28 protein-coding genes and 1 pseudogene are annotated in these 25,843 nt (G+C 66.8%); 6 read left to right on the forward strand and 23 right to left on the reverse strand.

Annotation, left to right across the window (positions count from 1 at the left end; translation table 11 throughout):
- The 8 genes and pseudogenes from MMB92_RS02295 to MMB92_RS02330 form a co-directional block, all read right to left on the reverse strand.
- A pseudogene (locus MMB92_RS02295) lies at window positions 1–201 on the reverse strand (cysteine desulfurase); the annotation flags it as partial.
- On the reverse strand, window positions 176–1,108 hold the full coding sequence (locus MMB92_RS02300) for a family 2A encapsulin nanocompartment shell protein (protein WP_006479760.1): 933 nt from the start codon (window positions 1,106–1,108) through the stop codon (window positions 176–178). The pseudogene MMB92_RS02295 and the gene MMB92_RS02300, both read right to left, overlap by 26 nt.
- A gap of 136 nt (window positions 1,109–1,244) precedes the next feature.
- The gene (locus tag MMB92_RS02305; RefSeq protein WP_006484517.1) at window positions 1,245–1,466 is read right to left on the reverse strand and encodes a helix-turn-helix transcriptional regulator; all 222 of its coding nucleotides are present in this window, start codon (window positions 1,464–1,466) and stop codon (window positions 1,245–1,247) included.
- Window positions 1,467–1,474: 8 nt separating this feature from the next.
- Window positions 1,475–2,413, reverse strand: coding sequence for a serine O-acetyltransferase EpsC (epsC, locus tag MMB92_RS02310; RefSeq protein ID WP_006495729.1), 939 nt, complete (start codon window positions 2,411–2,413; stop codon window positions 1,475–1,477).
- A gap of 28 nt (window positions 2,414–2,441) precedes the next feature.
- Window positions 2,442–2,912 (reverse strand): rhodanese-like domain-containing protein, encoded by a 471-nt coding sequence (locus MMB92_RS02315; protein ID WP_048984332.1) that lies wholly within the window; start codon window positions 2,910–2,912, stop codon window positions 2,442–2,444.
- A gap of 357 nt (window positions 2,913–3,269) precedes the next feature.
- Window positions 3,270–4,670, reverse strand: coding sequence for an amidase family protein (locus tag MMB92_RS02320; protein WP_006495731.1), 1,401 nt, complete (start codon window positions 4,668–4,670; stop codon window positions 3,270–3,272).
- Window positions 4,671–4,745: 75 nt separating this feature from the next.
- Window positions 4,746–5,537: an alpha/beta hydrolase gene (locus MMB92_RS02325; protein WP_006484617.1), complete on the reverse strand. Its 792-nt coding sequence runs from the start codon at window positions 5,535–5,537 to the stop codon at window positions 4,746–4,748.
- An 84-nt stretch (window positions 5,538–5,621) separates the two neighbouring features.
- Window positions 5,622–5,969: a DUF4148 domain-containing protein gene (locus MMB92_RS02330; protein WP_062910074.1), complete on the reverse strand. Its 348-nt coding sequence runs from the start codon at window positions 5,967–5,969 to the stop codon at window positions 5,622–5,624.
- 27 nt (window positions 5,970–5,996) lie between these two features.
- Between MMB92_RS02330 and MMB92_RS02335 the strand changes: the two genes are divergently transcribed.
- Window positions 5,997–6,275 carry a hypothetical protein gene (locus tag MMB92_RS02335; protein ID WP_124633622.1) on the forward strand — a complete coding sequence of 93 codons (279 nt, stop codon included), beginning with the start codon at window positions 5,997–5,999 and terminating at the stop codon, window positions 6,273–6,275.
- On the opposite strand, the gene MMB92_RS02340 is transcribed toward MMB92_RS02335, so the two are convergent.
- The 5 genes from MMB92_RS02340 to MMB92_RS02360 all read right to left on the reverse strand — a co-directional run bounded on the left by MMB92_RS02340 (window position 6,256) and on the right by MMB92_RS02360 (window position 11,349).
- Window positions 6,256–6,798, reverse strand: a complete 543-nt coding sequence (locus MMB92_RS02340; RefSeq protein WP_277562492.1) for a cytochrome P460 family protein — start codon at window positions 6,796–6,798, stop codon at window positions 6,256–6,258. The genes MMB92_RS02335 and MMB92_RS02340 overlap by 20 nt on opposite strands.
- Window positions 6,798–7,841 carry an alpha/beta hydrolase gene (locus MMB92_RS02345; protein ID WP_062885271.1) on the reverse strand — a complete coding sequence of 348 codons (1,044 nt, stop codon included), beginning with the start codon at window positions 7,839–7,841 and terminating at the stop codon, window positions 6,798–6,800. The genes MMB92_RS02340 and MMB92_RS02345 overlap by 1 nt, the downstream gene beginning before the upstream one ends.
- Window positions 7,842–8,097: 256 nt before the next feature.
- Entirely contained in the window at window positions 8,098–9,477 is a 1,380-nt protein-coding gene (locus MMB92_RS02350) for a tripartite tricarboxylate transporter permease (protein WP_006484537.1), read from the reverse strand.
- The gene (locus MMB92_RS02355) at window positions 9,477–9,974 is read right to left on the reverse strand and encodes a hypothetical protein (RefSeq protein WP_006484516.1); all 498 of its coding nucleotides are present in this window, start codon (window positions 9,972–9,974) and stop codon (window positions 9,477–9,479) included. Before MMB92_RS02355 ends, MMB92_RS02350 begins: the two co-directional genes overlap by 1 nt.
- 88 nt (window positions 9,975–10,062) lie before the next feature.
- The gene (locus MMB92_RS02360) at window positions 10,063–11,349 is read right to left on the reverse strand and encodes a hydroxymethylglutaryl-CoA reductase, degradative (protein WP_006495735.1); all 1,287 of its coding nucleotides are present in this window, start codon (window positions 11,347–11,349) and stop codon (window positions 10,063–10,065) included.
- Between the two features lie 163 nt (window positions 11,350–11,512).
- Between MMB92_RS02360 and MMB92_RS02365 the strand changes: the two genes are divergently transcribed.
- Both MMB92_RS02365 and MMB92_RS02370 read left to right on the forward strand, forming a co-directional pair.
- Complete coding sequence (locus MMB92_RS02365) at window positions 11,513–12,898, forward strand: PLP-dependent aminotransferase family protein (RefSeq protein WP_034202799.1); 1,386 nt, start codon at window positions 11,513–11,515, stop codon at window positions 12,896–12,898.
- 89 nt (window positions 12,899–12,987) lie between these two features.
- Window positions 12,988–13,392 carry a hypothetical protein gene (locus MMB92_RS02370; RefSeq protein WP_227739715.1) on the forward strand — a complete coding sequence of 135 codons (405 nt, stop codon included), beginning with the start codon at window positions 12,988–12,990 and terminating at the stop codon, window positions 13,390–13,392.
- A gap of 116 nt (window positions 13,393–13,508) precedes the next feature.
- Here MMB92_RS02370 and MMB92_RS02375 read toward each other — a convergent pair whose 3' ends face one another.
- Window positions 13,509–14,786, reverse strand: a complete 1,278-nt coding sequence (locus MMB92_RS02375) for an epoxide hydrolase (protein ID WP_277562493.1) — start codon at window positions 14,784–14,786, stop codon at window positions 13,509–13,511.
- Window positions 14,787–14,989: 203 nt separating this feature from the next.
- Window positions 14,990–15,694 carry an SDR family oxidoreductase gene (locus tag MMB92_RS02380; RefSeq protein ID WP_034203397.1) on the reverse strand — a complete coding sequence of 235 codons (705 nt, stop codon included), beginning with the start codon at window positions 15,692–15,694 and terminating at the stop codon, window positions 14,990–14,992.
- 134 nt (window positions 15,695–15,828) lie between these two features.
- Here MMB92_RS02380 and gcvA point away from each other — a divergent pair, with 134 nt between their 5' ends.
- Window positions 15,829–16,719, forward strand: coding sequence for a transcriptional regulator GcvA (gene gcvA, locus MMB92_RS02385; RefSeq protein ID WP_006495741.1), 891 nt, complete (start codon window positions 15,829–15,831; stop codon window positions 16,717–16,719).
- 25 nt (window positions 16,720–16,744) lie between these two features.
- Here gcvA and MMB92_RS02390 read toward each other — a convergent pair whose 3' ends face one another.
- From MMB92_RS02390 to MMB92_RS02405, 4 genes are all read right to left on the reverse strand, one after another.
- Window positions 16,745–17,332 carry a pyridoxamine 5'-phosphate oxidase family protein gene (locus MMB92_RS02390; protein ID WP_109341943.1) on the reverse strand — a complete coding sequence of 196 codons (588 nt, stop codon included), beginning with the start codon at window positions 17,330–17,332 and terminating at the stop codon, window positions 16,745–16,747.
- 94 nt (window positions 17,333–17,426) lie between these two features.
- Window positions 17,427–17,618, reverse strand: coding sequence for a hypothetical protein (locus MMB92_RS02395; protein ID WP_027810831.1), 192 nt, complete (start codon window positions 17,616–17,618; stop codon window positions 17,427–17,429).
- Window positions 17,619–17,630: 12 nt separating this feature from the next.
- Window positions 17,631–18,830 (reverse strand): PLP-dependent aminotransferase family protein, encoded by a 1,200-nt coding sequence (locus tag MMB92_RS02400; RefSeq protein WP_062885268.1) that lies wholly within the window; start codon window positions 18,828–18,830, stop codon window positions 17,631–17,633.
- Between the two features lie 236 nt (window positions 18,831–19,066).
- A complete protein-coding gene (locus MMB92_RS02405; protein ID WP_006484543.1) occupies window positions 19,067–21,367 on the reverse strand; it encodes an NADP-dependent malic enzyme in 2,301 nt (766 codons plus the stop codon).
- Between the two features lie 135 nt (window positions 21,368–21,502).
- Between MMB92_RS02405 and MMB92_RS02410 the strand changes: the two genes are divergently transcribed.
- Window positions 21,503–22,474, forward strand: a complete 972-nt coding sequence (locus MMB92_RS02410; RefSeq protein WP_006484599.1) for a LysR substrate-binding domain-containing protein — start codon at window positions 21,503–21,505, stop codon at window positions 22,472–22,474.
- Between the two features lie 4 nt (window positions 22,475–22,478).
- Here the strand turns inward: MMB92_RS02410 and MMB92_RS02415 are convergent, their stop codons facing one another.
- The 3 genes from MMB92_RS02415 to MMB92_RS02425 form a co-directional block, all read right to left on the reverse strand.
- Complete coding sequence (locus MMB92_RS02415) at window positions 22,479–23,156, reverse strand: hypothetical protein (protein WP_006495748.1); 678 nt, start codon at window positions 23,154–23,156, stop codon at window positions 22,479–22,481.
- Window positions 23,156–23,530, reverse strand: a complete 375-nt coding sequence (locus MMB92_RS02420; RefSeq protein WP_034202805.1) for a VOC family protein — start codon at window positions 23,528–23,530, stop codon at window positions 23,156–23,158. Before MMB92_RS02420 ends, MMB92_RS02415 begins: the two co-directional genes overlap by 1 nt.
- 161 nt (window positions 23,531–23,691) lie before the next feature.
- Complete coding sequence (locus MMB92_RS02425) at window positions 23,692–24,384, reverse strand: glutathione S-transferase (RefSeq protein WP_043205045.1); 693 nt, start codon at window positions 24,382–24,384, stop codon at window positions 23,692–23,694.
- 145 nt (window positions 24,385–24,529) lie between these two features.
- Here MMB92_RS02425 and MMB92_RS02430 point away from each other — a divergent pair, with 145 nt between their 5' ends.
- Entirely contained in the window at window positions 24,530–25,105 is a 576-nt protein-coding gene (locus tag MMB92_RS02430; protein ID WP_034202807.1) for a TetR/AcrR family transcriptional regulator, read from the forward strand.
- A gap of 92 nt (window positions 25,106–25,197) precedes the next feature.
- Here MMB92_RS02430 and MMB92_RS02435 read toward each other — a convergent pair whose 3' ends face one another.
- Window positions 25,198–25,767 carry a YdeI/OmpD-associated family protein gene (locus MMB92_RS02435; RefSeq protein ID WP_059722347.1) on the reverse strand — a complete coding sequence of 190 codons (570 nt, stop codon included), beginning with the start codon at window positions 25,765–25,767 and terminating at the stop codon, window positions 25,198–25,200.
- Between the last annotated feature and the right edge of the window lie 76 nt (window positions 25,768–25,843).

The raw sequence follows: 25,843 nt of genomic DNA on the forward strand, positions 1-25,843 counted from the left end.
CGACGGCACGCCGCCGACCGCGCCGCTGCCCGCCGACAGCCCGGGCGCGGTGGCCTGCCCGGGCGGCGTCGCGAAGAACTCGGACGCGAGCCGCGCGAGCGTCGCCGGGTCGGGCAACCCGGCCGGCAGCGGCGCGTGCGGCAACGCGTGCGCGTCGCCGCCGGCCAGGCCGGGATTAACGGTAGGTGTCGGGATAGTCATGGAACTTGGCGATTTCGACGTCATCGAGGACAGCCAGCGCATCCGGCGAATGGACCGCGAGCGAGCAATACAGCGAGATCAGGTACGACGCGATCGCCTGGTTGTTGATCCCCATGAAGCGCACCGACAGGCCCGGCCCCTGCTCGCCAGCTACGCCCGGCTGATACAGGCCGACGACGCCCTGGCGCTTGTCGCCGACGCGCAGCAGCAGGATCTTGGTCTTGCCGTCCGCGACCGGCACCTTGTCCGACGGAATCAGCGGAATGCCGCGCCACGTGAGGAACTGCGAGCCGAACAGGCTGACCGTCGGCGGCGGCACGCCGCGCCGCGTGCATTCGCGGCCGAACGCGGCGATCGCGAGCGGGTGCGTGAGGAAGAATGCCGGCTCCTTCCACACCTTCGTCAGCAGCTCGTCGAGATCGTCCGGCGTCGGCGCGCCCGTCAGCGGGAAGATCCGCTGTTCGTCGGTCACGTTCGCGAGCAGCCCGTAGTCGGGGTTGTTGATCAGCTGGCTTTCCTGCAGCTCCTTGATCGTCTCGATCGTCAGGCGCAGCTGCTCCTTGATCTGGTCATGAGGACTGCTGTAAAGATCGGAGATCCGCGTATGAACGTCGAGCACCGTGCTCACCGCGTTCAGGAAGTATTCGCGCGGCTGTTCCTCGTACGGCACGAAGGTCTGCGGCAGCACGCTTTCGTCCTCGAGCTGCGTGCATGCGGCGCGCACGGCTTCCGGGTTCTTCACCTGGTTCAGGCGGTAGATGCCGGCCTCGACCGGCACCCATTGCAGCAGATGGGTCAGCCAGCGCGGCGTGATCGTGGAAAGCTGGGGGACGGTCTTGGTAGCGTTCGCTAGTTGGCGGGCGGCGTGATCGCTCAGCGCGGCCGTGCCGCTTGCAACGGTCGACATGTGTGGCTCCGGGTTCTTAAGATGAAAAACGGGATTGCTTATGACGCTGGGTGATTATCGGAAGCACGCCCCTGCCGGCTCAACATGCTATAGCCGTCAGGTCGTGCACCCGAAAGGGGAAACGATGCGGGCGACCTCAGGTGACGTACGCGCCCGGCAGCAGCGTCGAGATCGACACGTCGAACGCGCGCGCGATCTTGTCGGCCGTGACGATCGACGCGATCGCCTCGCCGCGCTCGATCTCGCCGACGTACGAGCGGTTCAGCCCCGCATGCTCGGCCAGCTGCTCCTGCGACCACGTGCGCGCTTCGCGCAGCTTGCGCACGGTGGCGCCGAAGTGATGGATGAGGTCGCTCATCGCGCCTCCTAGGCGACGCGCGCCGCCGTGCGCGGCGCGGCGTTCGCTTCGCTGCGCAGCACGGCCTGCGTGACGTTTTCGCCGGCCGGCACGTCCTGCGTGAGCCAAACGTTGCCGCCGATCACCGCGCCGCGCCCGATCGTCACGCGGCCGAGGATCGTTGCGCCCGCATAGATCACCACGTCGTCCTCGACGATCGGATGGCGCGCGAGCCCTTTCTCCAGATGGCCGGCCGCATCGCGCGGGAAGCGCTTCGCGCCGAGCGTGACGGCCTGGTACACGCGCACGCGCTCGCCGATGATCGCCGTCTCGCCGATCACGACGCCCGTGCCGTGGTCGATGAAGAAGCCCGCGCCGATGCGCGCGCCCGGATGAATGTCGATGCCGGTTTCCGCATGCGCCTGCTCAGCGATGATTCGCGCGAGCAGCGGCAGGCCGAGCCCGTACAGCTCGTGCGCGAGCCGATGGTGGATCATCGCGAGGATGCCGGGATAGCACAGCAGCACCTCGTCGACGCTGCCGGCCGCCGGATCGCCATGGAACGCCGCCAGCACGTCGCTGTCGAGCAGCCGGCGAATCTCCGGCAAGCGCGCGGCGAATGCCTGCACGGCCTTCGACGCGACTTCGTCGAGGTTGTCTGCCGGCCCGTCGGCATGGCGGTGACGCGCCGCATAGCGCAATTCGAGCGTCACCTGCGCGAGCAGCGCATTCAGCGCCGCGTCGAGCGCGTGGGCCACGTGGAAGTTCTCGCTCTCCTGCCGCAGGTCGGGCGGCCCGAGCCGCATCGGGAACAGCACGCCCTTCAGCGCGCCGACGATCTGCGCGAGTGCCTCGCGCGCCGGCAAATCGCGCCCGCCCGGTTCGAGCGAGCGCCGCTGCTTTTCGCGCCATGCACGGCGCACCGTCTGCAGCGATTGAACGATGTCGTCGATCTCGAATGCGGCCATGCTGCTTTCTCCCCGTAACGGCCGTGAATCAATCCTGCGCCCAAGGCAGGCCGCGGAAGCGCCAGCCGTTTTGGCCGCCGCGATGCTGCCGCTCGTCGAGGTCGCCCTCGAAGCCTTCGAGCACATTGAAAACCTGCGTGAAGCCCGCCTTCGCCGCGGCCTCGGCCGCCTGCGCCGAGCGGTTGCCGCTGCGGCACAACAACAGCACGACCGCGTCCTTGCCGGTCTTCGCTTCCAGTTCGCGCACGAAGCGCGGGTTGCGCGTCAGGCTCGTGCCGGTCGCCCACGGCACGTGCAGCGATTCAGGCACGTAACCGACGAATTTCCGTTCCTCGGCCGTGCGCACGTCCACCAGCAACGCATCGCCCGCCGAGAACAGCGCCCACGCGGCTTCCGGCGCGACGCCGCCCGCATAGGGCGTGCCGGCCGCCACGGCTGCCGCGCGCGCGTCTTCGAGCGCCTGCTGCGCGGCGGTTCGTTCTTCCAGTTCAACCGTCATGACACTTCCTTGTTTTCGCAGATTCGTATGAACAAAAACACCGGGAATGCGGCTGTTGCAGCTTGCGTGCTGTCTATAGCCGTCAGCGTCACTATGCGAGTGCGGTCGGGGAAGCAGAACCAATAAAAATTCATTTCCTAATCAGCGCCGCGGGGAATGCAATAGCAGACGCGCGCTATCGGTGCGCGGTTGATGGCGGGCGGGAAATGAAAGGCGACGACCGTTCGACGTCGTGCATCGAAGGAGTTTGAAAGGAAGGGGAAGAACGAGCAGCGCGGCATTCCGCGCGTCGTCATGGAATCCGAAATGCGCGGGCGAAGCCACCGAGCGTCGCCGGCGCATGGGTTCTTCAGGATGTCATACCACTGGATCGACCGGCACAATCGGCACCCCGCGCGCTTCAATATCGCGCCCGGCAAGCAGACACAGATCCTCGCGATGATGCGTGGCCACCACCTGCACGCCCACCGGCACGCCGTTCACGATCGATGTCGTAACGGCCAGCCCCGGCAGCCCCATCGCGGGCAGCGCGCGCAACGTGAGCTGCGCTTCCCACACGCGCTCGAAGCCGTCCGGCCCTTGCCGGTCGAGATCGTCGGGGAACGGCAGTTCCGCCGAAACGGGCAACAGCAGCACCGCATAGTCGTCGAGAAACAGCCGCCACGCTCGCGTCAGCGTGGTACGCCGGACCAGCGCGCGGCTGATCACGTCGGCCGGCAGGTCGCGCACCTTGCCGCGCACGGCGGCGATCACCGCGGCCGCGCCCGGATCGCCGTCTTGCGCCACGGCGTTCGCCAGCGCGTCGAATCCGTCGCCGAGCCACAGCTGCTCCTGCAGCAGCGCGGCCTCGCGCATCGGCGGCGTATCGTCGATCTCGTCGACGGTCCAGCCGGCATCGACCAGCCGGCGCGCGGCATCGCGCAACGCGGCCTCGACTTCGGGCACGACCTCCAGGCCGCGCGGACGCACGCACAGCGCCGCGCGCTTCGGCACCTCGCGCCCGTCGAACGGCACCGCGACGTGCCACGGATCGCGCGGGTCCGGCGCGGAGAAGGCGCGTAGCGCGAGCGAGAGATCGTCGATCGTGCGCGCGATCGGCCCGGCCGTCGACATCAGTTGCGCGCCGATCGCCCGCTCGGGCGACGATGCATTGAATGCCGGCACGCGGCCGAGCGACGGCCGGATCCCGTGTACGCCGCATGCATAGGCCGGGTAGCGCACCGAGCCGCCGATGTCGGTGCCGACCGCGAGCGGGCCGATCCCGGCAGCCACGGCCGCCGCCGCGCCACCGCTCGATCCGCCCGGCGTCAGCGACGCATTGCGCGGATTGCGCGTGTGGCCGTGCACGAGATTCGCCGTGAACCAGCGCAATGCGAACGTCGGGGAATTGGTGCGGCCGAGCAGCACCCCGCCGGCCTTCCGGATGTTCGCGACCACCGGGCTGTCGGCGGGCGCGACCAGATTGCGCTGCAAACGCGTGCCGTTGGTCGTCGCAAAGCCGGCCTGATCGACGTTGATCTTCACGGTGACGGGGACGCCCGCGAGCGGCCCCGGATCGTCGCCGCGCGCGATCGCGCGATCGACTTCGTCGGCCTGCTGCCGCACGTCGTCGGGACGGTGTTCGACCACCGCGTTGATCGCCGGATTCACGGCATCGAGACGATCGAGCACCGCGTCCGCCACTTCGCGCGCGGATACGTCGCGCCGCCGCACGCGTTTCGCGAGTTCGGTCGCGGACAGTTGCCAGAGTTCGGTCATGACTTCTCCTGGTGAAAAGACATCACGATCACGCGCGGAACCGCGCCCCTCACGAAAGCGCGGCGCCGCATGCGCTCACTGCGTATCCTGCTTCGCGCGCTCGGCCGCGGCGATGATCGCGTCGGCCACGGCCTTCGGCTGGCTCAGCATCGCGACGTGGCTCGCGTTCACGCGCGTGACCGTCGCGCCGATCCGCTTCGCCATCGCTTCCTGCAGCGTCGGGTCGATCATCCGGTCCTGCGTCGCGACGACGAACGTCGACGGCTTCGCATGCCACGCGGCCTGCGTGACCTTCTCCGAGATGCACCCGCCATACCACGGCCCCTGGGTCGCCGCGACGAGGCGCTGCTGCGCGGGCGGCAGATCCGGCGCGAAGTCCTGCGCGATCGCCTTGTCCGACAGCCGTGCGAAACCGCCCGCGTCCTTGCGCAACTCGCCGGCCCATGCCGGCGCCGGCAGCCCCTGCGTGACGTCCGCGATCGACTGGCCGTTGTCGGGGGCGAACGCCGCGACGTACACGAGCGACTTCACCTTGTCGTCGTTGCCCGCGTCGCTGATCACGACGCCCGCCCACGAATGGCCGACCAGCACGACCGGCCCCTTCTGTTCGTCGATCGTACGCTTCGCCGCGGCCGCATCGTCGGCGAGCGAGCTCAGCGGATTCTGCACCGACACCACGTGCAGCCCGCGCGCCTCCAGCAGCGGAATCACGCGGTTCCAGCTCGATCCGTCGGCGAACGCGCCGTGCACGAGCACGACGTTGGTGCCCTTCAGGTCTTCCTTCGGCGCGGCCTGCGCCGCGACCGCACCGAACAGTCCGCCGATCATCGCGGCGGATACCAGAACGCGTTTCGTCAAACCGGCCATCGTCATGCTCCTTTGCTTGTCGTGTCGTTCAAATGAAGGACTGCAGTGAAGGCCGCGCCTGCATGCGGCAGGCGCGGCGCGGAATCACGAATGCGCGTACAGGTCGTCGGCGGCGTTGCGTGCGGCACGCGGCTGCGCGGCATCGCGATGGCCGGCCGGCGTCGACGCATCGGCCACGTTGTCGCCTTGCGACTTCGACGGGCCGTTCTGGTCCGAACGTGCGACCTGCTCGGCAGCCGCGACGGCATGCTCTGCGGCGGCGATGTCGTCCGGGTAATGCGCTTCGCTGCCGGCCGGGTTGTAGCCGGCCTTCTCGAGACGGACGAGGTCGGCGCGCACTTCGGCACGCGTGAGGCCGTGGCCGGTATCGGCGAACGACAGTGCGGGTGCGACGGCGAGAATGGCAACGGCGAGGATTCGAGCGGCTTTCATGAGATTTCTCCTTGAACGAAGTTGGGGGTGTCGATCACCTGGCATCCGGTGCGAACGCCTGGCACCGAACGTTTGCTGCATGTCGACAGTAGAACCCGCGCACGTATCCGGCATGTTTCCGAAACCGGGGCTTTCTGCATGCCAGTTTTTCAGGAGCGGCCGCAGATACAGAGCGATACAAACCCGTTTGCCGATGCGCTGCGCCGTTCCCCGCGCACCACGAAAAAAGGCGTGCCTCGCAGGGCACGCCTTTCCGTCACCTTCAACTTCACCTCGCCGTGTCACGTCACGGCGCGAGCCGCGTGAACACGTAATCGTGGTTTTTCACCCGCGCCTGATGGCATGCAAAGCATGTCTGATGCTGGCCGAGGTCGGCTGGCACGCCGTTGATGAAGCGCCCGAATCCCCAGCCGCCCGTCGCCGTATAGCGGCGCGAATCCTTCACCATCACCTGCACGGTCGTCGCCTGGCCGGGCACCGTCGCGGGCGCGAACTCGTCGGACTGCTTGCGCTTGTATGCGAGCTTCACGAGGATCGTGCCGTCCGGAAACGGCAGCGTCGCCTGTTCGAGCGCGCGGATCGCGACCGGGTTGCCGAGCACCACCCGCAGTTCGTCGAGCGGTGCGGCCTCTTCGGCCGGCGCGACCATCTCCCACTTCCGGTAGCCGGGCGGAATCGTCACGCCGTAGATCGGCGACGCGGCCGCGGCCGGTTTCGGCTGCTCCGCGAACGCGGCCGGACCGCTCGCCGACCACGCACCGGCCAGCAGCACGCCCGCGACGAGCACATGGCGCGCGCCGCGCCGCTCCATTCCCACGCGGGCCCGCATCACAGATGCTCCACTTGCAGGATCGCATCGGCGAATGCCTGCGGCGCTTCCTGCGGCAGGTTGTGGCCGATGCCGCCGGTGATGGTCCGGTGCTGGTACTTGCCGGTGAACTTCTTCGCGTACGCGGCCGGCTCCGGATGCGGCGCGCCGTTCGCGTCGCCTTCCATCGTGATCGTCGGCACGGTGATCGCGGGCCCGGCCGCGAGACGCCGCTCGATGTCGTCGTATTGCGCTTCGCCCTTCGCGAGCCCGAGCCGCCAGCGATAGTTGTGGATCACGACGGCCACGTGATCGGGATTCCGGAACGATGCGGCCGAGCGCGCATACGTCTCGTCGGAGAACTGCCACTTCGGCGACGCGAGTTGCCAGATCAGCTTGTTGAACGCATCGCGGTTCTGCGCGTAGCCGAGTTCGCCGCGCTCGGTCGTGAAGTAGAACTGATACCACCACTGGAATTCGGCCTGCGGCGGCAGCGGCTTGGCGTTCGCCGCCTGGCTGCCGATCAGGTAGCCGCTCACCGACACCAGCGCCTTCACGCGCTGCGGCCACAGCGCCGCGATGATGTCGGCCGTGCGCGCGCCCCAGTCGTAGCCGCCGAACACCGCGCGGTCGATCTTCAGCGCATCCATCAGCGCGACGATGTCGACGGCCGTCACCGCCTGCTGGCCGTTGCGCACCGTGTCGGCCGAGCGGAACGTCGTCGAGCCGTAGCCGCGCAGGTACGGCACGATCACGCGATAGCCGGCCGCGACGAGCAGCGGCGCGACGTCCGCGTAGCTGTAGATGTCGTACGGCCAGCCGTGCAGCAGGAACACGACCGGGCCCTGCTTCGGTCCGAGATCCGCATAACCGACGTTGAGCACGCCCGCGTCGATCTGGTGGATCGGGCCCAGCGACGCAGCGCCGGCCGGGCGCTTCGCCGCCGATGCATCGGGCGCCGACTGCGCATGCGCGAGCGCGCTGAAGCCGAGGTCGGCCAGGCTCAGGCTCGCCAGTGTCGTGCCCAGAATCAGGCGGCGGCGGGTGTTCACGGTATCAGGCATGACTCGTTCTCCATTGTCGATCGCTCAGGAAAGGGCCCGCGGCACGTGCGGGCAATCGGGTGTCGCCGTTCGCAGCGGCGGCGCATGGCACCGCGCCGCCGTGCGAATCGCTTCACCGGTTTTATATCCGAACCATCCGGACGCTTTGTATCCCAACGTATCCGTGTGCGAACACGACACACAGCGATTCAAAAATCGCGAGAAAACGACGCTTCGGCGCGGCCGCGCGGCACTCGCGGCCCGGTACGCCGGCGTGTCAGAACAGCCTGGCGATCGCGGGCACGCTGAGCACCGCGACGTAATAGCCCATGAACTGCACGCCGGTGTTGAACGCGAACAGGCGCGACAGCATCCCGCCGAACAGGCCGATCGTCACGATCACGGCGAGCCCGAGCAGTTGCCCTTCCCACACGCCGATCACGACGATCAGCCCCGCGAAGGTCGCGATGATCGCTTCGTGGCTCAGCTTGCGCGCGACGAACGCCGCCGCGCGGTGCGCGTGGTGCATCGCGAGCGGATACGCGATCAGCGCGGCCAGCACGATCGCCAGCAGCCCGTAGCCGAGGAACGCGGGCCAGCTCATCAGCGTATGCAGGTTGTGGATCTGCCCGCTCGCCGCGTCGACCGTGAAGCGCGGCGGCGCATTGAACAGCGGCGCGGCCGGGCCGGCCGCCACCGGGCTCAGCGGCAGCCCGAACGCGATCAGCGGAATCAGCGCTTCGGCGATATAGGTGGCCTCGGTCACGCCGTTGCGCGCGGCGATCACGGTCGTCAGGCGCTGGTACGCATGACGCACGCGCGCGCCGACGATCTCGCCCATCAGCACCGTCATCGCGACCGGGCTGAACACGAACGTCGCGCTCGACACGGCGGCCGTGCCGACCGTCCACGCGACCTGCTCGCGGTCGAGCACCTTCAGCGGATTCGGGAAATAGCCGCGCCAGCTTTTCACGTCGGGCGCGAGCACGAACGTCGACGGCCCGTCGCGGCGCATGCGCCGCCGCTCGGCCGGCGACAGGATCGAGAACAGGTCGGCCACCAGCGGGCCGATCGCGATCCCGAGGAAGTAGCTGACGCTCAGCTTCACGCCGTAATGACCGGTGAGCGCCTGCAGCCCGACCACCAGCATCACGAACGGCACCAGCAGCAGCACCGATGCCCAGCGCCCCGCCGAGCAGTACGCGATGCCGACGGCCGCCGCGAGGAACACCCACGGCGCGGCCTTCGCGATCGCCGCGCCGAACGGCGCGAGCAGCGACGCGAACAACACCGCGAGCGGCAGCGCGACGAACGCGGCGACGATCGCGCCGGAGATCATCTTGCGCAGCGCGATGTGCGGCACGCCGAGCGCGCGCAGCAGCGTCGCCTGTTGCAGCAGCGGCGCGGCCATCGTGTCGCCGGGAATGCCGAGCAGCGCGGTCGGGATCGCATGCGTGATGTGCTTGGCCACCGCGCCCGCGAGGAAGAACGTGAACACGCCGGCCGGCGGCACGCCGAGCAGCGCGACGAGCAACGTGAGCGGCGCGATCGTCGTCGTTTCGTCGGTGCCGGAGATCAGCCCGATGCCGGAGAACACGATCGCGCCGAGCAGCCCCATCGCGAACGCGGCCGGCAACGCCTGCAGCAGTGCGTCCATCAGCGGCCTCCCGCGCGTGCGCGCCCGGTCGACGCGTCGTACGACGCGAACAGGTCGAGCAGCCCGAGTTCCTCCATCTCGGCGCGCGCGCTGGCCGACAGGTCGCTCGTCGCGCCCAGTCCGCCCGATGCTTCGGCGAGTTGCCGCAAGGCGTCGTCGCGCTCGGCGCTGCCCGCCGCATGCTCGATCACCGTGCGCTTCGGCTTGAACAGCACCGCGCAGATCGTGCCGGCCAGCAGGCAGCCGCCGAGGCCGATCAGCATCGCATAAGCGCGTGCGATCGCCGCGTCGTGCACGAACGATGCGAGCGCGATGCGGCCGATCTCGAACGCGCCGAGGCTGATCGCGATGCCGAGCAGCACCGACCACGCGAGATGCTTCGTCGCCACCGTGTCGCCCCACACCTCGACGAGCGTCGCGGCCGCCGCATCGGCGCCGGCCAACGGCCGGGTGCGATGCGGCGCGGGTGCGACGGCGCTTGAACCGGTCTGTTCCATGTGTCTCCTCCTGGTTTGATATGTCGCCGGCCATGCCGGCGCGGCGCGGACTGCACACCGCGTCGATCACGCGGCGCGCAGCCGCGCGTCAGCCGTCGCTGCGGCCCGCGAGCAGCTCGACGGCGAAATCGGTACGCACGTCCTTCGCCGCGACCATCCGCTGCGCGATCCGGTCGATGTCGGCGCCCGTCGCGCCGGCCGCGACGGCGATGTTGCGCGCATGCAGCGCCATGTGGCCGCGCTGGATTCCTTCGGTCGCGAGCGCACGCAGCGCCCCGAGATTCTGCGCAAGCCCGACCGCGACCGCAATTTCGCCGAGTTCCTGCGCGGACGTCACGTTCATGATCTTCAATGCGAGGCGCGCGAGCGGGTGCGTCTTCGTCGCGCCGCCGACGAGCCCGACCGGCATCGGCATCTCGATCGTGCCGACGAGGTCGCCGTTCGCGGCCTTCTCCCACGTCGTCAGCGACGTATAGCGGCCGCTGCGGCTCGCGTACGCATGCGCGCCGGCTTCGACCGCGCGCCAGTCGTTGCCGGTCGCGACCACCACCGGATCGATGCCGTTCATGATGCCCTTGTTGTGGGTCGCCGCGCGGTACGGATCGGTCGCCGCGAACACGTATGCGTCGATCACGCGGTCGATCACCGCTTCGCCGGCGTAATCGTCGGTCGCGAGCGTCGCGGCCGAGTACCGTACCTCCGCGCGCGCCAACCGCAGGTCGGCGAGGTTGGACAGTATCCGCAACCGTACCTGGCCGCCGGTAATCGCCTCGATGCGCGTCGCGACGGTCTCGGCCATCGTGTTGACCGTGTTCGCGCCCATCGCGTCGCGCACGTCGACGATCAGGTGCGCGACGATCATCGCGCCGCGCGGCGTGTCGGGAAACACGTGAACCTCGATGTCGCGGCAGCCGCCGCCGAGCCCGACCAGCACCTTGTCGCGGCTGTTCGCGAGCGCGATCAGTTCGGCCGCATGACGCAGGATCGCGAGCCGCGCGCCGTACGGATCGTCGACGCCGACCACCTGGACCTGCGCACGCATCAGCGGGCCGCTGCTCGACGTGCGGAAGCCGCCCGCCGCGCGCGAAAGCTTCGCCATGTACGATGCGGCCGCCACGATCGACGGCTCCTCGACGGCCATCGGCACGATCACGTCCCGGTCGTTGATCCTGAAGTAGCCGGCCACCGCCATCGGCAGCTCGAACGTGCCGATCACGTTCTCGATCATCCCGTTCGCGGTATCGAGCGGCAGCGCGCCCGGTCGGGCGAGCAGCGCGTGCTCGGCATCGTCGAGCCCGACGACGCGGGCCAGGTGGGACAGGCGTTGCTCGGGCGTCAGCGAGCGGAAGTTCGGCAAGGCGGAATCGATCGGCATGATGGGTTGACTGTTGCGGGGTGGCGGTATTGCCCGTCGGTGCTTGCGGCGGGCAGTGGATAGCCGAATAATAGTCACGCTGTACCCATTGAAAAGGTACAGACGGCGCAGACAGTCCCTCAACCGTACCCATGACAGTAGGCCGGCCCGACGGAAGATTCCGATGAAACAGCGTGCAAAAGCCAGCCTGTCTGGCGCGATGGCGGACAATCTCGCCAGACAGATCGAGGAAGGGGTGTTGCCGGCCGGCGCGAAACTGCCGTCGATCAGGGAATACGCTGAGGCGTCCGGCTGCTCGAAGAACACCGTGATCAGCGCGTTCGAGATGCTCGCGGCCGACGGCCTGATCGAGCCGCGTCGCGGCTCCGGCTTCTTCGTCACGCGACGTGCGGCGGCCACGCCCGACCTCGACGAGCCGAGCTCGCTCGACCGCGCGATGGACATCGTGTGGCTGATGCGCGAGCAACTGCACGTGAAACCCGACGTGCTCAATCTCGGCGAAGGCTTCCCGCCGATCGAGTGGCTCGAGGAAACGCGGCTGAACCAGTACCAGCAGCGCATCATGCGCACGAGCGCCGCGTCGCTGTTCCGCTACGGCAGCCGCTTCGGCTACCTGCCGCTGCGCCAGTCACTGCAACAGAAGCTCGCCGGTTACGAGATCGAGGCGCCGCCCGCGCAGATCGTGCTCACGCACGGCGCGAACCAGGCGATGGACCTCGTGCTGCGCTATTTCGTGCGCCCCGGCGACACCGTGCTCGTCGACGATCCCGGCTACTACCCGCTGTTCGGCAAGCTGAAGCTGAGCGGCGCGAACATCGTCGGCGTGCCGCGCGAGATCGACGGCCCCGACGTCGCGAAGCTGGCCGAGCATATCGCCGCGTACCGGCCGAAACTGTTCTTCACGCAATCGGTCGGCCACAACCCGACCGCGACCGATACGAGCGCGGCCAAGGCGCACCGCATCCTGCAGCTCGCCGACGCGCACGACCTGATCATCGTCGAGGACGATGCGCTGGCCGACCTGCGGCCGCGCTCGCTCACGCGCATCGCGACGCTCGACCAGTTGCGCCGCACGATCTATATCGGCAGTTTTTCGAAATCGGTGTCGGCCGCGCTGCGTGTCGGGTTTCTCGCGTGCAATGCGGCGCTTGCCAGCGATCTCGCCGACGTGAAGATGCTGACGCACGTCAGCAGCTCGGAATACTGCGAACGCACGCTCGATGCGATCGTCAGCGATGGCCACTTTCTCAGGCATACGAATCATCTGCAGGAGAAGCTGCGGCGCGCGACCGGCACCGCGCTCGATGCGCTCGGCCGTCTCGGCGCGGAGGTCTATCGGCCGTGCGAGCAGAACCTGTATCTGTGGGCCGCGCTGCCCGGCTGGCCGGATTCGATGTCGCTCGCGCAGGCGCTGCTGGAGCGCGGCGTGATCCTCGCGCCCGGGGCGGTATTCTCGCCGCACGCCGATCGTCCGTCGAAGTATTGCCGGTTCAACGTTGCGTATCTGGCGGACAAGCGGTTTGCGCAGGCGTTGCAGGCGATTGCGTAGGCGCGGCATGTCGTTGGAAAAGGGAAGCAACCGTAGCCGCGCGCCGATTCGCCATCGACGTTGCGCGGTATTCATCCATTCAATTCGAGGTGATCGATTTGGCCGATATCGATGAACAAGGCATGCATTCGTTGAAACGAGCCGCGAGTGGACCGCCGTTCTGGCTCGCGATGATCTGGATCGTGCTCGGGCTTCCGGCTCTCGCGTTTGCGGGCTTCTTCGGCTATTCCACGGCCTCCTGCAGTTCCTTCGGCGACGCGCTGAACTGGGCGCTGTTTCTCTCGGCCTTCGCCGTGATGGCCGGCGTCATCCATCATGCGCCCAGCATGTTGATCGGACTCGTTGTCTGCGCCGCAGCTGCGTCGATTGTCCGACGTTTTCAACGAATCGAGGTGACATGGATAGGGTTCCTGGTCACGCTAACCGGCATCTACTTTGCCGCGGCGATTGTCGGGAAACTGATGGATTCACACTGGTCGTGCAGCCTCTTTTGACAGGCACCCCATCGCCACTCTAATGCTCACGCGAGGATTCAATCCGTATCGAAACCCGGTGTTTGAAAAACGCGGGCCGCGCAACAGGCCGGCCCGCATTCGTCGCACAACCCTGCCTACACGCGCCGCAACGGCCGGAACCCGGCACGCACTTCACGCGCGAACAATTCCGGTTCCTCCCATGCCGCGAAGTGCCCGCCCTTGTCGACTTCGTTGAAGTAGATCAGGTTGTGATAACTGCGCTCGGCCCAACTGCGCGGCGCCTGATAGATCTCGCCCGGAAACACCGTGATCGCCGCCGGCAACGAGATATCGACCGCGTTGAAGTTGTTCGAGTGATCCTCCCAGTAGATCTGCGCGGCCGACGTCGCTGTATTGGTCAACCAGTACAACGAAATGTCGTCGAGAATCTCGTCGCGCGGAATCGAGCGTTCGGGCACGCCGCCGCTGTACGTCCACTGCGAGATCTTGTCGTACATCCACGCGGCCTGCCCGGACGGCGAATCCGCCAGCGCATAACCGACCGTCTGCGGCCGCGTGACCATCATCGCCGAGTAGCCGCAGTTGTCGCGATAGAACGTCGCGAGCTTCTCGTACGCGGCCTTCTCCTTCGGCGACAGCGAAGCCGGCGCGGGCGCATCGGTCGCGAGCAGCGTGGCGATGTCCGGCGGCACCGTCGCCGGCATGTTCACGTGAATCCCGGCCAGACCTTGCACGCGCTGCATCGCCATCCGGTGCGAGATCACCGAGCCGCAGTCGCCGCCCTGCGACACGAAGCGCGTATAGCCGAGCCGCGCCATCAGCTCGCCCCACGCGCGCGCGATGTGATCCGAACCCCAGCCGGTCTTCGTCGGCCGGCCCGAGAAACCGAAACCCGGCAGCGACGGCACGACGACATGGAACGCATCGTCCGCACTCGCGCCGTGCGCGGTCGGATCGGTCAGCGGGCCGATCGCCTTCAGCAACTCGAAGATCGAACCGGGCCAGCCGTGCGTCATGATCATCGGCATCGCGTTCTCGTGCCGCGAGCGGACGTGAATGAAATGAATGTCGAGCCCGTCGATTTCCGTGATGAACATCGGGAAACCGTTCAGGCGCGCCTCGCCCTTGCGCCAGTCGTAGTCGGTGCCCCAGTAGCGCAGCAGCGCCTGCATGCGCGCGAGTCGCACGCCCTGCGATTCGTCGGCGACGGTCTCGTGGCCCGGCCAGCGCGTCGCGGCGATGCGACGGCGCAGGTCGGCCACGGCTTCATCGGGAATGTGCGCGGTGAACGGGCGTGTGCCGCTCGCGCCGGTGGCCGCATGCAGCGCGGTGGGCAGCATCGCCGACACCCCGGCGGCCACGGAAGTGGCCAGCAGGTGGCGACGCATCGGGGAAAACGGTGTGGAAGACATCGTTCGGCATCTCCTTTCGTGAAGTGGAAAGTGAACATGCCGCGCGCGAGATCGCGCCCAGGCTTTCAATCAGGCGCGCCCTCGTCACGCGGCGTCGCCTATTCGAAAGGTCTGATGTATCCCGGATTTGTCTGATTTGTACGCGTTTGTAGCTGTTGCGCGGCGAGCGGCCACGCCTGTATGGCTGCTCGCCGATGCGGCGCTCAGAGCGCCTTGACGATCGCGCCGTCGACGCGAATGTTCTGCCCGGTGATGTAGCCCGCGCCGTCCGACAGCAGGAACGCGACCGTCTTCGCGATCTCGCCGGTCTTGCCGAAGCGGCCGGCCGGAATGCGCGCGACGATCTCCGGCGTTTCCGGCCAGCTGTCGATGAAGCCCGGCAGCACCGCGTTCATCCGGATGTTCTCGGCCGCATAGCGTTCCGCGTAGAGGCGCGTCCATGCGCTCAGCGCAGCGCGCAGCGCCGACGACACGGGCATCGGCTGCTCGGGCGAGTCCGCCGCGAAGCTCGAGATGTTGACCACCGCGCCGCCGCCCTGCTTCTGGAAGATCGGCGTCACGCGGCGCATCACGCGCACCACGTTCAGCAGGATCAGGTCGAGGCCCGCGTGCCAGTTGTCGTCGGTGATCGCCAGCAGCTCGCCCTTCGGCGGATGGCCGGTGTTGTTCACGACCGCGTCGATCCGCCCGTAGCGGGCGACCGTTTCCTGCACGAGCCGGTCGATATCGGCTTCTTCCGTCACCGAGCCCTGGATGCCGAAGCCGCCCAGTTCCTCGCCGAGCGCCGCCGCGCTGCCCGACGGCGACATCAGCGCGACGCGGTAGCCGGTCGCCGCCAGTTCGCGCGCGATCGCCGCGCCCATGCCCTTGCCCGCCGCCGTGATCAGCGCCACTTTTTCTACAGTCACGATCCGCTCCTCGTTTCGATTCTGCCGCCGCGCAGCCGCCATTCGGCGCGCCATGGTGGTAATGTAGGCGCATCGATTCCGGCTGTCGAACCAGTATTTCTGCCGCCAGCCGATAGTTTTTCTACAGCCTGACGATGCCGCCACGCCCTTCCCGCCTGCCGCCGCTGAATGCGCTTCGTGCGTTCGAAGTGTCCGCGCGGCACCTCAATTTCCGCGCCGCCGCCGACGAGATCGGCGTCACGCAGGGCGCCGTCGCGCAGCAGGTGCGCCACCTCGAGGACGTGCTCGGCCTGAAGCTGTTCGAGCGCCTGCCGCGCGGCCTCGCGCTCACGCACGACGGCGCCGCGTACTTCTCCGACGTGCAGCGCGCGCTGCATGCGATCGCCGACGCGACCGACAAGCTCGTCAAGCGCCGCGCCGCGCTGACGATCAGCACGACGCCGTCGTTCGCGTCGAAGTGGCTGATCCCGCGGCTCGCGCAGTTCACCGACGCGCATCCCGACTACGACGTGCGCGTGATCGCCGATCCGCAGATCGCGACGTTCCGCCACGACGGCGTCGACCTCGCGATCCGCTACGGCAAGCCGCCGTTCGGCAAGCATCTCGCCACCCATGCGCTGTTCCCGCTCGACGTGTACGCGGTGTGCAGCCCGTCGGTGCTGACCGCGCCGGCTTCGCCGCGCGCGCTCGCTGGCCAGGTGCTGCTGCACGACGCGCACGATCTGTGGCCCGAATTCCTCGCGGCGATGCCCGAACCGGTCGACGTCGATCCGCACAAGGGGCTGCGCTTCAACCAGACGTCGCTCGCGATCGACGCGGCCGTCGCCGGCCAGGGCATCGCGCTCGCGACCGAGCCGCTCGTCGAGCGCGACATCGCCGCCGGACGGCTGTGCAAGCCGTTCGACTTCGCGTTTCCGCTGTCGATGGGGTTCTATCTCGTGTATCCGGCCGAGCGCCGCGACGACGACGCGATCGCGGTAATGCGCGCGTGGATGATCCAGGCCGCGTCGGACGGGCGGCCTTGAGCCGCGTGAGCTCGCCTGGCTGGCCTCAGGGGGCGATCCAGCGGGCTTCGTCGCCGCTGTCGTTCAGGTCGAATACCGCTCGACGATGGCCGGCGCGTGCGAGTTCGAGCCAGTCGATGCGCGTGACCGTCATGTGGATCAGGCAGAAGTTTTCGTAGCCGTCGCCGGTCGGCGCGGTACTGTCGGGATGCGCGGCTTCCGGCGACGCGACCGGCGTACCGGGCGGCAACGGTGCGCGATACAGCAGCAGCGTATGCGGACGGCTCGATTGCCAGATCGCGCGCCGCTGCGCTTCGTCGTCGCAGATCGACGCAACGCCTTCCGCGCGAATCTGCACGAGTGCATCGAGGTCATTGGCGACGATCGAGATGCGCGGATCGCGACGCAACTCCGCGACCTTCTCCGAACGTGCATCGGTATGAAACGACAGCACGCGCTCCGTGCGATTCACCTGACGCAACACGATCGTCCGAACCTTCGGCGCACCGTCGAGGCCGAGCGTCGCCGCCTGCAACATCGTGAACGGCGAGCGCTGCACGCTGACGCCGGATTCGAGGCAGGACCAGAGGCGATCGTAGGTTTGCGCGAGCGATGCGGAGGTCGAGTCGGACATGAGGCGGCGGCGATCGTCGGTGTTTCGATCGCGCAAGCTTAACCGTTTGTTGCGGCGACGGCGCGCCGGCGATGCGCCGCGGCCTGTGCGCCCGTCAGTTGTAGCCGAGCACGACCGGCGCCGCATCGCCTGCATCGGGCGCCGGCTCCGCGCCGAACCGGCCGAGCACGTCGGCCACATATTGCGGCCCGGCGCTGATCTGCGACGAGCGATGCTTCGCCGGCTGCTTATACGCGGCGCTCGCCGCCGCCCCCATCGATGCCGTTTCGTTGACGGTGATATTCACGCTGATGTCTCCTCACGCGGCCAGTGCCGCACCATACGCGCGCACGAGGCGCGCGACGCCTTCCCGGATCGCATCGACGTCCGGCGCGGCGAACGACAGGCGCAGCGATGCCGCGTCGACGTTGTCCGCGAAGAACGCCTTGCCGGGCACGAACACGATCTTGTTGGCGATCGCCTGTTGCAGCAGCACGTCCGACGGCACCGCGCCAAGCCGCGCCCACACGAACATCCCGCCTTCGGGACGATGGAATTCGATCGCATCGCCGAACCCGTCGCGTAGCGCGTCGCACATCGCGTCGCATTTGCGCCGGTACGCGGCCGTGATGCGCGGCAGATGGCGTTCGAGCGCACCGTCGGCCAGATATTCGGCGGCAGTAGCCTGCGTCCACGGCGTGCTGCACAGATCGACCGTCTGCTTCGCGATCACGCAGCGCCGCGTGATCTCGGCCGGCGCGATCGTCCAGCCCACGCGCAGCCCCGGCGCGACGATCTTCGACAGGCTCGCGAAATGCACGAGCCAGTCGCGCGCGCCGTCCACTTCACCGGCCAGCGCGAGCATCGACGGCACGGCTTCGCCCGCGAAACGCAGGTCGCCGTACGGATCGTCCTCGACGATCAGGAAACGGTATTGCACCGCGAGACGCAGCAGCTTCAGCCGGCGTTCGCGCGTGAGCGTCGCGCCCGTCGGGTTCGCGAAAGTCGGGACCGTGTAGAGCAGCTTCGGCTGCGCGATCGCGCCGGACGCGAGTTGTTCGCCGAGACGATCGACGTCGAGGCCCGCGCCATCGACGGGAATCGTCACGATGCGCGCCTGCTGCAAGCGCATGGCCTGCAGCGTGGCCGGATATGCCGGCTGTTCGGTCAGCACGACGTCTCCGGGCGACACCATCACGCGCAGCAGCAGGTCGAGGCCTTGCTGCGAGCCGGTCGTGACGAGCAGTTCGGCCGGCGTGCACGCGACGCCGCGCCGCGCCATCAGCGCGATCAGTTGCTGCTTCAGTTCGGCGAGGCCGTCGGTCGGGCCGTATTGCAGGCAGCGGACGGGTTGCGCGTACGCGCGTTCGGCGGCCGCGTTCAGGCCGTCGACGTCGAACAGGTCGCTGGCCGGATAGCCGCCCGCGAAGGAAATCATGCCCGGTTCGGACAGGTACTTGAACAACTCGCGGATCGGCGAGCCGGCAGGGTTTTGGAATGAGGGCGTGAACGCGTACATGTCGTCGTGAGCTGGTGGGCGCGGACGGCCGGGATAGCCGTCGAGCGCCGGCCGTCAAGGCGCTTCTGGCGCCGCGGCGGTGAATTCGAGCCACGATTGTCGATAGTCATTAAGGGCTCGGCAAACGATATCTATGCACTAGGTCTTGCGGTTTGGTCATTAATGGTCATTTTCACTTTCTGACCGGTCCCGACAAACGAAGGGCGGCCTCGGCCGCCCCTCACAAAACCAATCAATCAGCCCGCCACACCCCGATTCGCCTCGATCACCGTCAGCGCGGCCATATTCACGATCCGCCGCACGGTCGCACTGGAAGTAAGAATATTCACCGGCGCATTAACGCCCAACAGGAACGGCCCCACCGCCACATTACTCCCCGCCTCGGTCTTGAGCAGGTTGTAAGCAATATTCCCCGCATCCACGTTCGGACAAACCAGCAAATTCGCGGCGCCCTTCAACGGCGACATCGGCAGCAACTTCGCCCGCAGCCCTTCATCGAGCGCACAGTCGCCATGCATCTCGCCATCCGCCTCGATATCCGGCGCCTGCTCCCGCACGATCTCCAGCGCCCGGCGCATCTTCACACCCGAAGCCGCGCTCCCCGACCCGAAATTCGACCGCGACAGCAGCGCGACCTTCGGTGTCAGGTTCAGCCATTCCATCTGGCGCGCCGCCGCGATCGTGAATTCCGCGATCTGCTCCGCATCGGGGTTGTCGTTCACGTGCGTATCCACCAGCGCGACCGTGCGCTGATCGAGCAACAGGATGTTCATCGCCGCGTAGGTCGACGCACCCGGCTTCTTGCCGATCACTTCATCCACGAACCGCAGGTGATTGTGATACTCGCCCACCGTCCCGCAGATCATCCCGTCCGCGTCGCCGAGCTGCACCATCATCGCGCCGATCAGCGTCAGGCGGCGGCGCATTTCCACGCGCGCCATTTCCTTCGAAATACCGTCGCGGCAGCGCAGTTCCCAATACTTCGTCCAGTACTGCGGAAAGCGCTCGTCGTATTCCGGATTGGTCACTTCGACATCCTGACCGAGTCGCAGACGCAGGCCGAATCGCTCGATGCGCGCGAGCAGCACCTCCGGACGCCCGACCAGAATCGGCCGCGCAAGCTTCTCGTCGACGATCACCTGCACCGCGCGCAGCACCCGCTCGTCTTCGCCTTCGGTGAACACGATCCGCGCCTTGCCGCCGTCACGCACGAGCTGACGCGCGGTCGCGAACAGCGGCTTCATGAATGCGCCCGAGTGGTAGACGAATTGCTGCAACTGCTCGACGTACGCATCGAGATTGGCGAGCGGACGCGTCGCCACACCGCCTTCCATCGCCGCCTTCGCCACCGCCGGCGCGATCCGCACGATCAGGCGCGGGTCGAACGGCTTCGGAATCAGGTATTGCGCGCCGAACGACACGTCGTAGGCACCGTAGGCCGCCGCGACGACTTCGTTCTGCTCTTCCTCGGCCAGCCCGGCGATCGCGTGCACCGCGGCGATTTCCATCTCGCGCGTGATCGTCGTCGCGCCCACATCGAGCGCGCCGCGGAAAATATACGGGAAGCACAGCACGTTGTTGACCTGGTTCGGGTAGTCCGAGCGGCCCGTCGCGATGACGACGTCATCGCGCGTCTCGTGCGCCAGTTCCGGGAAGATTTCCGGCGTCGGGTTGGCCAGCGCGAGAATCAGCGGCCGCGCCGCCATTTCCTTCAGCATGTCCGCCGTGAGGATGCCGCCGACCGACAGGCCGAGAAACACGTCCGCGCCGCCGATCACTTCGGCGAGCTTGCGCGCGTCGGTTTCCTGCGCGAAGCGCGACTTGGCCGGGTCCATCAGCGTGGTGCGGCCGCGATAGACGACGCCCTCGATGTCGGTCACCCACACGTTTTCCACCGGCAGCCCGAGGTCGACCAGCAGGTCCAGGCACGCCAGCGCGGCCGCACCGGCGCCCGACGTCACGACCTTCACTTCCTTGATGGATTTCCCGACGACCTTCAACCCGTTGATGAACGCGGCGGAAACGGTGATGGCCGTGCCGTGCTGATCGTCGTGGAAAACGGGAATCTTCATGCGCTCGCGCAACTTCTGCTCGACGGTGAAGCATTCCGGCGCCTTGATGTCCTCGAGGTTGATGCCGCCGAACGTGGGTTCGAGGCCGGCGATGATGTCGACCAGCTTGTCCGGATCGGTCTCGTTGATCTCGATGTCGAACACGTCGATCCCGGCGAACTTCTTGAACAGGACAGCCTTGCCTTCCATCACCGGCTTCGACGCGAGCGGGCCGATGTTGCCGAGGCCGAGCACCGCGGTGCCGTTCGTGATCACGCCGACCAGGTTGCCGCGGCTCGTGAAGCGGTGCGCCTGCAGCGGATCGGCGGCGATCGACTCGCACACGCTCGCCACGCCGGGCGTATAGGCCAGCGCCAGATCGCGCTGGGTCACCAGCGGCTTGCTCGCGACGACCGAGATCTTCCCGGGGGTCGGAAACTCGTGGTAGTCGAACGCGGCCTGCTGCTGTGTCTCTGTCTGTTTCATGTTGTGGGTCCCGGCGTGGGCGCCAGGCCAATCCCGGCGCGATCCATGAAGGGGATTCTAGGGATCCGCCATAACGTGATGATTCTGTTTTAATATCGGCCCATCACTTTTTCATGATGAATACATGACCAGTCAATGAATTTTGACGCAAACGACGTGGTCAGGCGGCTCGGCGCGCGTCTGAAGATCCGGCATCTGGTGCTGTTGCTGCAGATCCAGCAGCACGGATCGCTGACGCGGGTCGCCGAACACATGGCCAGCAGCCAGCCGGCCGTGACGAACGCGCTGTCCGAACTGGAAAGCATGTTCGGCACGGCGCTGTTCGAGCGCTCGTCGCGCGGCATGCGGCCCACCGCGCTCGGCGCGGTCGTGCTCGAGCGCGCGAAGGCGATGATCAAGGATCTCGACCACCTCGCCCGCGAGATGGAGGCCGTCGCCGCCGGGCATGCGGCCCATCTGCACATCGGCGTGATTCCGTTCATCTCCGGCCAGATGCTGTCGGCCGCGCTGAAGCGGCTGCAAGCGCGCATGGAGCGGCGCCTGACCGTGACGATTCACGAAGGCACCAGCGATCAGCTGCTGCTGCAACTCAAGGATCACAGTGTCGACATCGTGATCGGGCGCGCGTCGTCGGCGATCGATCTCGGGCAGGTTTCGTTCGAAGTGCTGTACCAGCAGCAGCCGCGCATGATCGCGAGCCGGCGCCTGGCGGCCAAGCTCGCCCGCACGCCGCTGGACTGGCACAAGCTGCACGCGCTCGACTGGATTCTCGGCGCGCCGCACACGCCGATGCGCGAACAGGTGACCGACCTGTTCCTGTCGGCCGGCATCGCGCCGCCCGTGCCGATCGTCGAAAGCTATTCGTCGAAGCTGATCGGCGAAATGATCGCGTCGAGCGACGAAGCCGTGTCGATCGTGCCGGCCGATATCGCGGAAGAGCTGGTGCGGATCGCCGGCGTGGCGATCGTGCCGTATTCGCTGGTGTGGACGCTGCCGCCCATCGCGCTGTTCACGCGTTCCGCCGATTCGCGGTCGCCCGCGCGCGATCTGCTCGTCGACGCGCTACGCGCGGTGTGCAAGGAGACTTACGGGGACGCACAGCGGTAACACGCTATTGGGCGGCGGCGAGGCGCCGCAGGATTTCCGGACGCTCGGCACTCAGCACGCGATCCGCGCCTTCGCCTCTGTCATAGCGTTTGCTCGTCCGGTAGGAAAAGCGCTTCGCGTATCGATTGGCGGCGGGATCGAACGTCCATGCGTCGACGTCGAAGACGTGCTTGCCGAAATGATCCTCGCCCTTGCCCCACACGTAGTCGGCCCGGACGAACAGCGGATACGGCGACACCTGCGGCACGCTCCACATCGCACGATCGGCCATCTCGGTTTCGGTGACGATCGGCATCAGGTTCTCGATCTTGCCATTCGCGCCGACACGCAGGACAGCCACGCGCTCCAGCATTCCGCTGCCGCCACCCGAGAACATTCCCGAGAAAAACACCCACGAGCCGCCCGACGCAATCGGCAGCCGTTCGGAGCGTGGATTCAGACCGAACTGGTACAGCTCCTTGGCGGAACCGGGGACAAGCTTCGGCGGCATCTCGAAGCACGGCGCACGGTCGGGCAGCACGCAGAGCTTCACGCCCGACAGCGGAAGCCCGTCGGCATCGAGCTTGCCTTCGGATTGCGTGAAACGCGGGAATGCAGTTTCGCCGGAGGCTGCTTGAACGTGGGCGATGCCGACGATCACCATGCTCGAGATCACCGCGAGCGTTTTACCGATCCGGCGCATCACCCCTCCGCCCGATGACACACCACCTCGATATTGTGTCCATCCGGACCGGTGACGAACGCCGCGTAATAGTTCGCGTGATAATGCGGCCGCAGCCCGGGCGCGCCATTGTCTTTCGCACCAGCCTCCAGCGCCGCGCGGTAAAACGCATCGACTTGCTGCCGCGTGTCGGCCACGAATGCGATGTGGAGATGCGCCGGCTTCTCGTCGGTCTGGAACAAACACAGCGAAGGCTTGCCGGGCGCACTGATCTCTATCCCGTACGACGGCTCGCCTTCCCCGACGATCACGACGCCCAGCGGTTCAAGCGCCTTGAGGAAAAACGCCTTGCTGGCGGCGTAGTCGCTGACGCCGAATTTGACGTGGTCGAACATGGGGCTCCCCCGGATGAATGAGCTTGGGATGGACAGTGATACGGTCCTGGCGAACCGGACAGATGATACGGGAATAGCGGTGACCGAAGCCGCTCTCCGATCGCGCAATGCACTGGCTTTCCCATGCGCTCTCACACACGTCGCCGCGCATCCACAGCGGCTCAGGTCAAGGCGGCGAACACCGGCTGGCTCCTGACGCTCTCGCGCTGCAGCATGCGCGCGTACCAGGCGCGAAGCGCTTCGCATTCCTCAGGCACCGGCAGCTTCACGAGCATCGCAAAGATCAGACCGCCGATGACGGTGATGTCGGCCATCGAGAACGTCGCACCCGCGACATACGGCCGGCTTTGCAGAACGGCATCGAAGTAGCGCATGCCCCTCAGCGCCTTGTCGCGCTGGCGGAACCCCCACTCCGGGTTTTGATACGTCTCGACGTCGGGGCCGAGCCCCGGCGTGCCGTGATGGAAATAGACGCTGACGGCGTCGAGCAGCTCCAGCTCGGCGCGTTTGCTCATCATGTGAATGATGCCCTTTTCGCGAGGCGTGCTGCCGGTGAGCGTGGGCGCGCCATCGAGTGCGTCGAGGTATTCGGTAATGGCCGTGCACTCGGCGATACAGGTTCCGTCGTCGAGCTCCAGCACCGGCAACGTACCCGAATAATTCTTGCCGGCGATGAACTCGGGCTTTTTATGCTCGCCCTTGTAAAGATCGACCATCACGAACTCGACGCGCGATTGCAGCCCCTTTTCGGCCAGCGCGATGCGCACGCGGGTCGGATAGGGCCCGGTCGGGAAATCGTAGACCTTCATCAGGGGCAGTCGGGCTACGTCGAAATTGGCGGTACGGGAAGTCATTGCAGGCGCGCTCCATGGTCGTTTGCACTGGATCGGACGACATGAACACACGTCGCCCGCGAATCTACCTAACGTTTGTTAGGTTAACCATATAAGGTACAATCCGGAGTGTCAACACCATTTCCCGTGCGCGGAGACTGACGCAGTGACGAACGACGCGAGCTCGAACTCGAGAGAAAGAATTCTGGCAGCCGCCACGCGGCTCGCGCAGACGCACGGTTACGGCGGCTTGAACTATCGGGATCTCGCCAACGAGGTGGGGATCAAGGCCGCGAGCATCTACCACCATTTTGAAAGCAAGGCCGATCTCGGCGCGGCGGTAGCGAGGCGTTATCGGGAAGATTCAGCGGCGGCGCTGAACGACATGCTGGCCCGATCGCGCGATCCGCTGGATTGCCTGCGTCGCTATCCGGATACCTTTCGCAAGGCGCTCGAGACCGGCAACCGCCTGTGCCTGTGCAGCTTCATGGCCGCCGAAACCGACGACCTGCCGGAAGTCGTGATGAAGGAAGTGCTGGCCTTCGCCGACGTGAACGTGGCGTGGTTGAGCAAGGTGCTGTCCGCGGCGGCAGTGGTCGGCGCTCGGGAGAGCAAACAGCGGGCGCGGGCCATCTTCGCCGCCATCGCCGGCGCTCAGCTCATCGCGCGCAGCCGTGCCGATCTCTCGCTCTACGACGCGCTGATCGACAGTTATCGTAAGGCAGGCCTTTTGCCCGCGTAGCCGTGCAGCGGCGACGCGGCTTCGGGCGACGTCGAACGTTCGCGAACGGGTGATGATCAATCGGGCGCTCCACGCCGTCAGAAGCCCGCTCTCTACGGATGAAAAGTCTCGCCCCGCTTCAGCATGTCGATGAATTCCGCGATTTTGCGCGCCCGCGTTTCCGGCTTCTTGGCGCTCTGTATCCGGAACAGGATCGCATAGCGATTACGGCTGTTCAGCGTTGCAAAAAACTTCGCGGCTTTCGGATTGGCGTCCAGCGCCGCCTGCAAGTCGTCCGGCACGGTCGAGTTGCTGGCCGACGTATAGGCCGCCTCCCAGCGGCCGTCCTTCCTGGCCCTGTCGATCTCGGACAGGCCAGACGGCTGCATCCTGCCTGCGGCGATCAACGCTTCGGCCTTGTCCTTGTTGATTTTTGACCAGATGCTTTTCGCGGAACGCGGGCTAAAGCGCTGCAACCAATACTGCTCGCTCTCGGCCTTCTTTTGGCCATCGATCCAGCCGTGGCAGAGGGCGCTCTCAACCGCCTGTTCGTAGGTGACGGTTCGCTGCTCCGCGCCTTTTTTCGCGAGCCGCAGCCATGCTCCGGTCGACGTGCCGCCGTTTTGCCCCAACCAGTTTTCCCATTCGGCCTGACTGGCGAACGTCAGCGCACAATCGGTCATGACACGATCCTGAATGGTTGCGTTTTCAACGACTCGAAAGCCGCCGCTCAACCAATGAGCGGCAGCCACCGCAACA

Origin of the sequence: Burkholderia sp. IO2 (assembly GCF_029522185.1) — a bacterium.
GTDB lineage: Bacteria > Pseudomonadota > Gammaproteobacteria > Burkholderiales > Burkholderiaceae > Burkholderia > Burkholderia cenocepacia.

Coding starts and splice junctions, on each gene's coding strand:
- MMB92_RS02300 (WP_006479760.1), bottom strand. CDS start 1,108: ATGTCGACCGTTGCAAGCGGCACGGCCGCGCTGAGCGATCACGCCGCC.
- MMB92_RS02305 (WP_006484517.1), bottom strand. CDS start 1,466: ATGAGCGACCTCATCCATCACTTCGGCGCCACCGTGCGCAAGCTGCGC.
- epsC (WP_006495729.1), bottom strand. CDS start 2,413: ATGGCCGCATTCGAGATCGACGACATCGTTCAATCGCTGCAGACGGTG.
- MMB92_RS02315 (WP_048984332.1), bottom strand. CDS start 2,912: ATGACGGTTGAACTGGAAGAACGAACCGCCGCGCAGCAGGCGCTCGAA.
- MMB92_RS02320 (WP_006495731.1), bottom strand. CDS start 4,670: ATGACCGAACTCTGGCAACTGTCCGCGACCGAACTCGCGAAACGCGTG.
- MMB92_RS02325 (WP_006484617.1), bottom strand. CDS start 5,537: ATGGCCGGTTTGACGAAACGCGTTCTGGTATCCGCCGCGATGATCGGC.
- MMB92_RS02330 (WP_062910074.1), bottom strand. CDS start 5,969: ATGAAAGCCGCTCGAATCCTCGCCGTTGCCATTCTCGCCGTCGCACCC.
- MMB92_RS02340 (WP_277562492.1), bottom strand. CDS start 6,798: ATGCGGGCCCGCGTGGGAATGGAGCGGCGCGGCGCGCGCCATGTGCTC.
- MMB92_RS02345 (WP_062885271.1), bottom strand. CDS start 7,841: ATGCCTGATACCGTGAACACCCGCCGCCGCCTGATTCTGGGCACGACA.
- MMB92_RS02350 (WP_006484537.1), bottom strand. CDS start 9,477: ATGGACGCACTGCTGCAGGCGTTGCCGGCCGCGTTCGCGATGGGGCTG.
- MMB92_RS02355 (WP_006484516.1), bottom strand. CDS start 9,974: ATGGAACAGACCGGTTCAAGCGCCGTCGCACCCGCGCCGCATCGCACC.
- MMB92_RS02360 (WP_006495735.1), bottom strand. CDS start 11,349: ATGCCGATCGATTCCGCCTTGCCGAACTTCCGCTCGCTGACGCCCGAG.
- MMB92_RS02365 (WP_034202799.1), top strand. CDS start 11,513: ATGAAACAGCGTGCAAAAGCCAGCCTGTCTGGCGCGATGGCGGACAAT.
- MMB92_RS02375 (WP_277562493.1), bottom strand. CDS start 14,786: ATGTCTTCCACACCGTTTTCCCCGATGCGTCGCCACCTGCTGGCCACT.
- gcvA (WP_006495741.1), top strand. CDS start 15,829: ATGCCGCCACGCCCTTCCCGCCTGCCGCCGCTGAATGCGCTTCGTGCG.
- MMB92_RS02390 (WP_109341943.1), bottom strand. CDS start 17,332: ATGTCCGACTCGACCTCCGCATCGCTCGCGCAAACCTACGATCGCCTC.
- MMB92_RS02400 (WP_062885268.1), bottom strand. CDS start 18,830: ATGTACGCGTTCACGCCCTCATTCCAAAACCCTGCCGGCTCGCCGATC.
- MMB92_RS02405 (WP_006484543.1), bottom strand. CDS start 21,367: ATGAAACAGACAGAGACACAGCAGCAGGCCGCGTTCGACTACCACGAG.
- MMB92_RS02410 (WP_006484599.1), top strand. CDS start 21,503: ATGAATTTTGACGCAAACGACGTGGTCAGGCGGCTCGGCGCGCGTCTG.
- MMB92_RS02415 (WP_006495748.1), bottom strand. CDS start 23,156: ATGCGCCGGATCGGTAAAACGCTCGCGGTGATCTCGAGCATGGTGATC.
- MMB92_RS02420 (WP_034202805.1), bottom strand. CDS start 23,530: ATGTTCGACCACGTCAAATTCGGCGTCAGCGACTACGCCGCCAGCAAG.
- MMB92_RS02425 (WP_043205045.1), bottom strand. CDS start 24,384: ATGACTTCCCGTACCGCCAATTTCGACGTAGCCCGACTGCCCCTGATG.
- MMB92_RS02435 (WP_059722347.1), bottom strand. CDS start 25,767: ATGACCGATTGTGCGCTGACGTTCGCCAGTCAGGCCGAATGGGAAAAC.